The sequence below is a fragment of the Variovorax sp. P1_H12_2 genome, from assembly GCF_056405335.1.
Window position 1 is genome coordinate 1 of record NZ_JBFUCI010000239.1, and the last position, 9,775, is coordinate 9,775.

The window sequence follows — 9,775 nt, forward strand, 5'->3', positions numbered from 1 at the left end:
GCTGAATGCCTGCGCCGGCGGTGCCGCGCGGCTGCCCGCCTTCGATGCTTCGGGCTCGCCCGCGCCTGCGTTTTCCTCGCTGGTGGCGAGTCGCACCGCGATGGTGGTCGACATCAACACGCTGCGTGTCGGCCGCGACGAGAGCCGCGAAGGACTCGAACTCGAGATCGCGTCGGAGCTCGACTTCGCGGACCGCCTGCCCTGGTCGCTGCCCGCGAGCGTGCAGGTCAGCCAGATCAGGGACGTCGCCTCGGGCGTCATCCTCACGAGCGACGGCTTGATCCTCACCAGCGCACACGTGGTCGCGGACATCGACGAGGCCACCATCCGGCTGCACGATGGGCGCCGCTTCCAGGCCCGGGTGGTCGGAGCCGATCGACGCACGGACGTCGCGCTGGTGAAGATCGAGGCCACCGGCCTGCCCGTCGCTGTCATCGGCGATTCGTCGCAGCTGGCACCGGGCGATTGGGTGGCCGCGATCGGCGCACCGTTCGGTTTTCATGGCAGCGTCACGACCGGTGTCGTCAGCGCGGTGGACCGCCTCATCGGCGGCGCCGGTGAGATTCCCTTCATCCAGAGCGACGTTGCGATCAATCCCGGCAGTTCCGGCAGCCCGCTGTTCAACAGCCGCGGCGAAGTGGTCGCGATCAATTCGTTGATCTACAGCGGCAGCGGCGGCTACATGGGGCTGTCCTTTTCCGTGCCGATCAACCTGGCGATGAAGATTGCCGGGCAGCTGAGGGCCACCGGCCGCGTCCGCCGGGCCCGGCTCGGCGCCGAACTCCAGGAGGTGACGCCCGCACTGGCCCGTTCCTTCGGCTTGCCGGAGGCAAAGGGTGCCCTTGTGGTCCGGGTCGATGCCGACGGTCCGGCCCAGGCCGCGGGTCTGGTGCGCGGAGACATCGTCACGGCGTTCGACGGCGTCGCGGTCTCGCGCTTCACCGAATTGGTGCAACGCGTTGCCGATCTCCCGCCCGGAACCCGCCGGCAGCTGGACGTATGGCGAGCAGGAACCCGGCAGTCGCTCAGGGTGACGCTCTCCGAGCAGCCTGCGCCGCGGCGGACCCTGGGCATCCCGCTTGCAGCGGCCTGGGGCGACGGCCTCGGCCTGCGCCTGGGCGAGCTGTCGCCGCTACAGCGGGTGCAACTGCAACTGGGCAGCGACGGCGGCCTGATGGTCCGCGAGTCCGCCGGGCTGGCACGCAGCGAGGGCATTCGCCCGGGCGATCTCATCGTCGCCATCAACAACACGCGGCTCGAACGTGTCGAGGACTTCAGGCGGGCGCTCGAGCATCTGCCCCCGGGTCGGACCGTCGCGCTGCTGGTGGTACGCGATCGCCGCTGGGCCTATGTTCCGGTCGCGCTTCCGGATTGAGGCGCGCGGCCTGCCCTTCACGATTGCCGGTCGAAAAGCGCATGATCGCGCAGGCGGCCGCCGCATGCGGCTGCAGGGGGCTGCTCGCCGCGTCGATCTCTTTGGACCCACCAGTCGTCGAACCACAAGGACATCAGCATGCAACTCGGAATGATCGGTCTCGGCCGCATGGGCTCGAACATGGTTCGCCGTCTGCTCGGGAATGGCCATCGGTGCACGGTGTTCGACCGTTCGGACCACGCGGTCCGTGCGCTCGCGGAGGAAGGCGCCACCGGCGCCTCGTCGCTGGCCGACCTGGCCGCCAGGCTCGAGAGGCCGCGTGCCATCTGGCTCATGGTGCCGGCGGCGGTGGTCGACCAGGCCATTGCCGACCTGTTGCCGCACCTCGACGCCGGCGACACGCTGATCGACGGCGGCAACTCCTACTACGTGGACGACATTCGCCGGGCCAGCGAGCTGGCAGCAAGGAAGATCGACTACGTCGACGTCGGCACCAGCGGCGGCGTCTGGGGACTCGAGCGCGGCTACTGCATGATGATCGGAGGTCCGCGGGCGACCGTCGAGCGGCTCGATCCGATCTTCAAGACCCTGGCGCCCGGCATCGGCACCATCGAGCGCACCCCCGGCCGGGACAAGGCGGCCGGCACTGCCGAGAACGGCTACCTGCGATGCGGCGAGAGCGGTGCCGGCCATTTCGTGAAGATGGTCCACAACGGCATCGAGTACGGCATCATGGCCGCCTACGCCGAAGGCATGGGCATCTTGAAGGCCGCCAACATCGGCAGCCAGCAGCACGACGTCGATGCCGAGACCACGCCGCTGCGCCACCCCGAGCGCTACCGGTACGATCTCGCGCTGCCCGACATCGCCGAGGTCTGGCGCCGCGGCAGCGTCATTGCCTCCTGGCTGCTCGACCTGACGGCCACCGCGCTGGTCGAGGATCCGGCGCTCGCGAAGTTCGCCGGCCGGGTTTCCGATTCGGGCGAAGGCCGCTGGACCCTCAAGGCAGCGATCGACGAAGCCGTTCCGTCACCGGTGCTCACCGCGGCGCTGTACGAGCGCTTCTCCTCGCGCGGCGAGGCCGACTTCCAGAACAAGCTGCTGTCGGCGATGCGATTCCAGTTCGGCGGCCATCTGGAAAAGCCCGGCGGGCCGTGAATCCACGGAGCGAACCATGACCGATGCCGAGCTCGACCTGTTGGCCATCAACACCATCCGCACGCTGTCGATCGATGCGGTGCAGGCCGCCAACTCCGGCCATCCGGGCACCCCGATGGCGCTGGCTCCGTTGGTCTACACGTTGTGGAACAAGGTCATGCGCTTCGACCCGCAGGACCCGATCTGGCCCGGCCGGGACCGCTTCGTGCTCTCCAACGGCCACGCGTCGATGCTCCTGTGGTCGGTGCTGCACCTGAGCGGCACGATGGCGGTCAATGCCGAGTACGAACTGCTTGGCGCCCCCTCCGTCACGCTGGACGACATCCAGCGCTTTCGCCAGTTCGGCAGCAAGGCGCCGGGCCATCCCGAGTACCACTGGGTGTCCGGCGTCGAGACCACCACCGGACCGCTCGGCCAGGGCGTCGCCACCAGCGTCGGCATGGCCATGGCGCAGCGCTGGCTCGCCGACCGCTATCACCAGGACGGCATCGCGCTGTTCGACTACAGGATCTATGCGGTCTGCGGCGACGGCTGCCTGATGGAGGGCGTCGCGTCCGAGGCCGCGTCGCTGGCCGGCCACCTCGGGCTCGAGAACCTGTGCTGGATCTACGACAACAACCACATCACGATCGAAGGCAGCACGCGGATCACCTTCACTGAAGACGTGGCGATGCGATTCGCCGCCTACCACTGGAACGTGCTGAGGGTCGGCGACGCCAACGACACCGGGATGATCGAGGAGGCGATCTCGACCTTCCGCAAGACCCGGGGTCGGCCGACGTTGATCATTCTCGACAGCCACATCGGCTGGGGTTCGCCGCACCGCCATGACACGGCCGCCGCGCACGGCGAGCCGCTGGGCGAAGAGGAAGTCCGCCTCGCCAAACGCAGCTACGGCTGGCCCGAAGACGCCAGCTTCCTGGTGCCCGACGGCGTGCGCGAGCATTTCCAGGCCGGCATCGGCGCGCGCGGCGCCGCCGCGCGCAGCGCCTGGAACCAGGCCTTCGCCCGTTACCGGACACGCTTCCCTGCCCTCGCACTCGAGATCGAACAGGCGCAGCGGCGCGAGCTGCCCGCCGGCTGGGACCGGAACCTCCCGGTGTTCCCGGCCGATGCCAAGGGCCTGGCCGGCCGTGACGCATCGGGCCAGGTTCTCAACGTGCTGGCGCAGAACGTGCCGTGGTTCATCGGCGGCTCGGCCGATCTCGGGTCCTCGAACAAGACCACGCTGAAGTACGCCGGCGCGGGCGATTTCGAGGCCGCGAGCCCGGGCGGAAAGAACATTCACTTCGGCATCCGGGAGCATGCGATGGCGGCAGCGGTCAACGGCATGGCGCTGTCCAAGCTGCGGCCCTTCGGTGCCACCTTCTTCATCTTCAGCGACTACGCACGGCCGGCGATCCGGCTGTCGGCCCTGATGGAGTTGCCGACACTGTTCATCTTCACGCACGATGCGATGGGCGATGGCGAGGATGGGCCGACCCATCAGCCGATCGAGCAGCTGGCGTCGCTGCGCGCGATGCCCGGCCTCACGGTGCTGCGTCCGGGCGATGCCAACGAAGTGGTCGAAGCCTTTCGCGTGGCGCTGCAGTCGCAGCACCGGCCGACCGCGCTGGTGCTCTCGCGCCAGCCCTTGCCGACGCTCGACCGCAGCCGGCTCGCCCCGGCCTCCGGCGTGGCGCAAGGCGCCTACGTGCTGGCCGAGCCGCCGGGTGACGGCGCCCCCGACCTGATCCTGATCGCCAGCGGCAGCGAGGTCAGCCTGGCCTTGCAGGCGCACGAGCAATTGCTGGCCCAGGGCCTGCGATCGCGCGTGGTGTCGATGCCGTCGTGGGACCTGTTCGAGCAGCAGACGCCGGCCTACCGCGCCGCCGTGCTGCCGCCTGCCGTGACCGCGCGCGTGGCCATCGAACAGGCCTCGGCCTTCGGCTGGGAGCGCTACGTCGGCTCGATCGGCAAGGTGGTCGGCATGCAGACCTTCGGTGCCTCGGCACCGCTCGCCGAACTGCAGAAGGCGTTCGGCTTCACTGTCGACCACGTGGTCGCGGTCGCGCGCTCGGTCCACCAGGCCGCCGCCTGACGGCAGCGGCAAGGCTACGGGCGGGTTCGCCCCTCGCCGTGGTTCCCCGCGCCCGGCAGCAGGTTGCCGAGGCGTATCGAGCAACGCGTGCCACGGCCCGCGATCGAATCGAGCCGCACTTCCGACTTGAGTGCCTTGGCCAGGCGTGCGACCAGCGACAGCCCGAGCCCGACGCCGTCGACCGCGGGTGTTGCAGCATCGTTCACGCGGTAGAACTCTTCGAACACCTTCTCGATCTTGTCGGCGGCGATGCCGACCCCCTGGTCGAACACCTCGACCACGACGTCGCCCTTGTGCAGCCGGGCGGCCAGCAGGATCTTCTTGCCGGCCTGGCTGTACTTGATGGAGTTCGACAGCACGTTGCCCACCATCCGGCGCAGGCGCACGCGATCCGAATGGATCACCGCGTGGCCCGCGCGCACGCGCAGACGGATGTTCTTCGCCTGCGCCAGCGGCTCGTACTGCAGCTGCAGGTCGCGCACGATATCGGCGATCTGGACCGGCTCGATCGTCAGGTGCACCTGTCCGCTTTCAAGGATGGAGAGGTCGAAGAGGGAGTCGAACAGGTGGCTGACCGCCGCCGTGGCCTTGGCGATCTTGGGCGCCAGTTCGGCGTGCGTCTCCGGGTTGTCCTTGAGGAAGTCGGCGTACAGCGCCAGCGCCGAGACCGGCTGGCGCATGTCGTGGGTCGCGGCCGCGAGGAAGCGATTCTTGGTCTTTACCGCCTCGGTGGCCTGCCGCTCCTTCAGGGCCAGGTCGTATTGAAGGCCGAAGTGCTCCTCCTGGTTGGCATGGACCGCCCTGCCCAGCCCGACGATCACCGCCCAGTGCAGCAGCGTGAGCGCCACGAACCAGTCGTTCACCGAGCCCAGCATCGGCCCGCGGACGACCCCGTACAGGACGCAGGCCAACATGACGATGAAGAGCGAATTGACCGACCAATGGAACACGAACGGCACCAGCGCCAGGCGGGTGAGGGGCCCGTAGACGACCAAGGTCAGCACCAGCCAGCAGCCGAACTGGTTCACCTCCGGAAGGCGGCCGAAGAACAGGAGCACCGACGCACCCCAGAACGGCGCCTCCAGGATGAAGACGGGCGCCGCCCTGGCGAGCAGCAGGGCCAGGGCGTCGAGGCCGGCGCCCTGGTGGTCGCGCAGGTAGACCTGCCCGACCCGCCAGCGCATCGCCGCGATCAGCAACCCCGCGACCAGCCAGGCCGACACCGCCAGGTGGTTCCCCTGGCCCCAGCAGATCGCCGCCATCGTCAGGATCAGCAGCACGGCCAGCGGCTGGCGCGCGCGCGACTGGCGCAGGAAGCTCCGGGTCAGCTGGCCCAGGATCCAGCGGTTGCGCAAGGCGGGCGCGTCCTCCTCGACTTCACCTGGCGCCGGGTCGCGGCCGGGTTCTGCGCGCAACGACACCCGCGCGCGTGCGAGGACCGGCCTTGCATCGAACGACGCCTCGGGTGTCATTCCGGGTTTTCAGAGTTCTGATGATCGAAGCCTCTGCGCTAGTCGGGCACATCGCAACCCGGGATCACCCCCGGTCGCGTGAGGGCGTCGACGAAAACATCGAATCTGACGCCCGAGATCGGATTTCCGTGCTGCCGCTGTCGCGCCCATCCGACGCCGACGGGTGCGGAGCGCTCCTCGATGATGACCAGCAAACCAGTCGTTTGCCCTCTCGCGCCAGCGGCGGTTCGAAGGAATAATGCGGTCCGCATGAGACAAGTGCCTTCCGACCCCAAAGCCGTTGCCGGCGACGAACGCCCCACCCCCCGCAGCTCGACGGAGGATTCGCGGACCCTCCCCGCTCGTCTCGAGAGTTACCGGGCGAACCGCGCGCCGCGTTTCTCGAAGAGCTGGCTGGTGCTGGGCGGCCTGGCCGCCGCGGCCGCGGTCTTTGCGCTGCTGCACTGACCGGCACCCGGCCAGTCGCAGCCCCGGCTTCGATGCCGGCGAGGGGGCGAGGCGCGCATCGCGTGTCATCCATCCGCCCGGGCTGAAGTCGCGTCTCTCCTACGCGTTCTCGGGCCCTCGGGAGACGCAAAGCGCCTGCTCCAGCCCGCAAGCTCTCCACCTCCAACAACTCGAGGAGACAGCGGTGATCAAGATCGGAATCGTGGATGACCATGCCATCGTTCGTTCGGGCCTGCGCGACTTCTTCTCGCAGCACGTGGACCTGCGCGTGGTCGGCGAGGCTGCCAACGGGCGCGAAGCGATCGACCTGGTGCGCAATCACGAGATCGACGTCCTGGTCATGGACCTTTCGATGCCAGGCCAGAGCGGCATCGACGCCATCGCGATGGTTCGTGCCAAGGCCCCCGACACCGGCATCTTGATCCTGAGCGGCTATCCGGAGGAGCACTACGCGATGAGCCTGATCCGCCAGGGCGCGAGCGGCTATCTCAACAAGGAGTGCGATCCGCAGGAAATCGTCGAGGCGATCCGCACGATTTCGCTCGGAAGGCGCTACATCACGCCGGGCGTGGCCGAGCTTCTGGCGCGCCAGCTCGACCGCAACACCGACGCGGCGCCGCACGAGCAGCTCTCCGAACGCGAGTTCCAGGTCTTCCTCAAGCTGGCGACCGGGGAGACCGCCGGCGCCATCGCGGAGCACCTGTCGCTGTCGGTCAAGACCGTGAGCACGTACCGCAGCCGGCTGATGGAGAAGATGCACCTCGCTTCCAACAGCGACCTCACCTACTACGCGCTGAAGAATCAGTTGATCAACTGAGCGCCGCGGCCGGCGCATCGGCCGAAAGGCGTTCTGGCAAGACGCAGCGTGGCGGCGCCGCAGGCACCTCGCCGACTTGTGCCGCCATTCTGTGGATAACACTGTGTGAAGTGCCGGGACACCGATGCCCGAAGCGTGGCCCCGCGCGGGGTTCCGCTTCATTGCCTCCGAAACAGGCAGTGGGGGCGGACGCCCTCCTTCCGGCCGGACCGTTAAGCTAGGGCCTGTTCAGGCCCCAAGCCGCCCCCCGACAGCCGAAATTCCCATGACAACCATCCAGTCCAGACGCAAGCTCATCGTGATCATCCTGCTTTGCGTGGCGGTGGGCGGCGCGGTCATGCGGCATCGGGCTGCGCCCGGCTCGACGGCACGCGATGTCGGAACCCTGTTGATGCTGCTGTGGGTGCCGATCATCGGCAACGTCATCACGTGGCTGATCGGGCGTCTGCGGCGCCCTGCGGCGCCCGCGCCCTCTCCCTTCGACGCCCGGACGGTGTTCGAGCCTCAACTCCAGGTCGAACTCACGCTGCGTGCGCCGAAGCTGCCCTCCGAGGACGTGGCCGTCGCCGCCGGCGAACACCGTTGCGCGCTGGTGGTCGGCAACGAGGCCTTCTCGGCCCGCTGGTGGGTGTCTCCCGACGAGCGGTTTCGACGCGGCGCGGCGCAGGCGCTGGACGTCGAGTTCCTGGCGCCGCACCTCGCGCTACCCAAGTTCGAGCCCGGCGCCAGCTTCAGGATGCTGGTCGGCGATTCGTTCGTCGGCGATGGCCGCGTGCTCGCGATGATCGAGCCGGCCCAAGTCGATCGCTAGCGCAGGTCCCGGCGGGCCAGCAGCACGTTGCCGCCGGTGGTGTTGAATGAGATGGTCGGCGCACTGAAATCGCTGAGCGGCGCACCCAGGCCGATCTCCCCGCTGCCGTGCAGCACGCACTCGTCGCGCCTGAGCGCGATCTCGCCGCTGGCACCGGCCGTACCGTGGAAGCGCACCCAGGTGCCATAGGTGCTGACATCGACCAGCACGCAGCTGCCCTGGCGGGCCTCGATCCTGGCGTGCAGCCGCGACACCCTCGGATCGTTCACCACGAACTGGGCCTCGTCGACCCGTCCCAGATGAATGGGCAGTTCCGCGGCGCGGAACATCGAGCGCACGTCGAGCCAGGCCAGTTCGATCTGGCCGAAGGACGAATCGGCGCCGCGCGGCTGCTGCACCAGCGACGCCGGCATCGTCAGGAATTCGGAGACCTCGTCCTGCCAGTCGATGCGGTGCACCACCGGCATCTCGTTCTTGCCGCGGATGTTGATCGGCCCCAGGCTGCGGTGGCGGACCTCGCCGCCGTGTAGCTGTTCGATGACCGATTCGGTGGCCCAGATCTGCCCCGGGCCGGCCAGGTCGCTGAGGCGCGACGCGAGGTTGACCGCATCGCCATAGCAATCGCCGTCGACCTCCACGACCTCGCCGCTGGCCACGCCGATCTGGAGTTCCATGCGCAAGGGCGCCGGCCAGGTCTGCAGCCGCTTCTGGTGGTTGCGCTGCATCTCCAATACGGCGCGGGTGGCGCTCACGCCCTCCGCGAAGATCGCAAAGACGCCATCGCCCAGCGATTTCACGACGCGGCCGCCGTGCGATTCGCAGACGCCGCCGATCCACTGCGTCAAGCGGGTCACGGTTTCGGTGGCGCGCGCATTCCCCATAGCCTCGAAGACTCTGGTACTTCCCGTCAGATCGGCAAATACGACAGTGGAATTGGCGCCCATGTTGTGCAGTTTTTGGTAGCTCTCGCCATTCGATTATGGCAAAGCAGCGCCCAAACACGGTCTCAAACGCTCAAATCGGGCCCGCTGAACCTCAAGCTGTTGCTTTTTCATTTCGACACAAGCGGCTGTGCTACTTTTCGATCGTAAATTAGAACTTAGGTATCAATTGTTCGACTACTGCTCGAACAGTTTCGTGAAGTATGTTGTTTTTGAACATGAAATGATGTTTCCACGCTTGTGTGGCTCGGGGGCCGGGCTTAACGTAGCGTCCATCAAGGCTTTCGGCAACACGCCTGCATCCCATGCTGTCACCCAGCAGACTCCTCCGCTTTCTGTCCATTCCGGGCCTCGGCTTTCGCCGCTCCCCGGATCGCCAGATGGGCCAGGTCCGTACTGCCATGCTGTCACTGCTGCAGGTCCACGGCGGCCACACGATGCAGCGCGTTGCGCAGCGGGTGCGTTTCGCCGGCGACCTCGAAGCGCTCTGGTATCTGCGCCAGGACGTGCTGACCGCCCTCAGCGCCGTCGATGGCGAAGTCGCCGCACGGCGCCAGATGCACCAGATCAATCGCCTGTTCAAGGGCGGCCTCCCCGGTGCCATGGGTCCCCGGACGCATCTTCATAGCTGACCCCCAGGTTGCCCGCACTTCGTGTCGGGCGCCCACCCCCTT

Annotated in this window: 9 protein-coding genes; 7 read left to right on the forward strand and 2 right to left on the reverse strand. The window is 67.8% G+C overall.

From position 1 onward, the window contains the following. The 3 genes from AC1D2K_RS21675 to tkt form a co-directional block, all read left to right on the forward strand. On the forward strand, positions 1-1,375 hold a 1,375-nt coding region (locus AC1D2K_RS21675), incomplete at its 5' end, for a trypsin-like peptidase domain-containing protein (protein WP_478090890.1). 138 nt (positions 1,376-1,513) lie between these two features. Then, a complete protein-coding gene (gene gnd, locus AC1D2K_RS21680) occupies positions 1,514-2,533 on the forward strand; it encodes a phosphogluconate dehydrogenase (NAD(+)-dependent, decarboxylating) (protein ID WP_478090891.1) in 1,020 nt (339 codons plus the stop codon). A gap of 16 nt (positions 2,534-2,549) precedes the next feature. Further along, positions 2,550-4,613, forward strand: a complete 2,064-nt coding sequence (tkt, locus tag AC1D2K_RS21685; RefSeq protein ID WP_478090892.1) for a transketolase — start codon at positions 2,550-2,552, stop codon at positions 4,611-4,613. Between the two features lie 14 nt (positions 4,614-4,627). Here the strand turns inward: tkt and AC1D2K_RS21690 are convergent, their stop codons facing one another. Next, a complete protein-coding gene (locus AC1D2K_RS21690; RefSeq protein WP_478090893.1) occupies positions 4,628-6,085 on the reverse strand; it encodes a sensor histidine kinase in 1,458 nt (485 codons plus the stop codon). 249 nt (positions 6,086-6,334) lie between these two features. On the opposite strand from AC1D2K_RS21690, the gene AC1D2K_RS21695 reads away from it, so the two are divergent. The 3 genes from AC1D2K_RS21695 to AC1D2K_RS21705 all read left to right on the forward strand — a co-directional run bounded on the left by AC1D2K_RS21695 (position 6,335) and on the right by AC1D2K_RS21705 (position 8,160). Beyond that, positions 6,335-6,532 (forward strand): hypothetical protein, encoded by a 198-nt coding sequence (locus AC1D2K_RS21695; RefSeq protein WP_478090894.1) that lies wholly within the window; start codon positions 6,335-6,337, stop codon positions 6,530-6,532. A 184-nt stretch (positions 6,533-6,716) separates the two neighbouring features. Then, positions 6,717-7,349 (forward strand): response regulator, encoded by a 633-nt coding sequence (locus AC1D2K_RS21700; RefSeq protein ID WP_478090895.1) that lies wholly within the window; start codon positions 6,717-6,719, stop codon positions 7,347-7,349. A 265-nt stretch (positions 7,350-7,614) separates the two neighbouring features. Further along, on the forward strand, positions 7,615-8,160 hold the full coding sequence (locus AC1D2K_RS21705; protein WP_478090896.1) for a hypothetical protein: 546 nt from the start codon (positions 7,615-7,617) through the stop codon (positions 8,158-8,160). On the opposite strand, the gene AC1D2K_RS21710 is transcribed toward AC1D2K_RS21705, so the two are convergent. After that, a complete protein-coding gene (locus AC1D2K_RS21710; protein WP_478090897.1) occupies positions 8,157-9,104 on the reverse strand; it encodes an adenylate/guanylate cyclase domain-containing protein in 948 nt (315 codons plus the stop codon). The genes AC1D2K_RS21705 and AC1D2K_RS21710 overlap by 4 nt on opposite strands. Before the next feature lie 302 nt (positions 9,105-9,406). On the opposite strand from AC1D2K_RS21710, the gene AC1D2K_RS21715 reads away from it, so the two are divergent. Beyond that, the gene (locus AC1D2K_RS21715) at positions 9,407-9,733 is read left to right on the forward strand and encodes a hypothetical protein (RefSeq protein WP_478090898.1); all 327 of its coding nucleotides are present in this window, start codon (positions 9,407-9,409) and stop codon (positions 9,731-9,733) included. The last annotated feature ends 42 nt before the right edge of the window (positions 9,734-9,775 follow it).

Excerpts from the sequence above, each read along its gene's own strand:
- gnd (WP_478090891.1), top strand. The coding sequence starts at position 1,514 with ATGCAACTCGGAATGATCGGTCTCGGCCGCATGGGCTCGAACATGGTT.
- tkt (WP_478090892.1), top strand. The coding sequence starts at position 2,550 with ATGACCGATGCCGAGCTCGACCTGTTGGCCATCAACACCATCCGCACG.
- AC1D2K_RS21690 (WP_478090893.1), bottom strand. The coding sequence starts at position 6,085 with ATGACACCCGAGGCGTCGTTCGATGCAAGGCCGGTCCTCGCACGCGCG.
- AC1D2K_RS21695 (WP_478090894.1), top strand. The coding sequence starts at position 6,335 with ATGAGACAAGTGCCTTCCGACCCCAAAGCCGTTGCCGGCGACGAACGC.
- AC1D2K_RS21705 (WP_478090896.1), top strand. The coding sequence starts at position 7,615 with ATGACAACCATCCAGTCCAGACGCAAGCTCATCGTGATCATCCTGCTT.
- AC1D2K_RS21710 (WP_478090897.1), bottom strand. The coding sequence starts at position 9,104 with ATGGGCGCCAATTCCACTGTCGTATTTGCCGATCTGACGGGAAGTACC.
- AC1D2K_RS21715 (WP_478090898.1), top strand. The coding sequence starts at position 9,407 with ATGCTGTCACCCAGCAGACTCCTCCGCTTTCTGTCCATTCCGGGCCTC.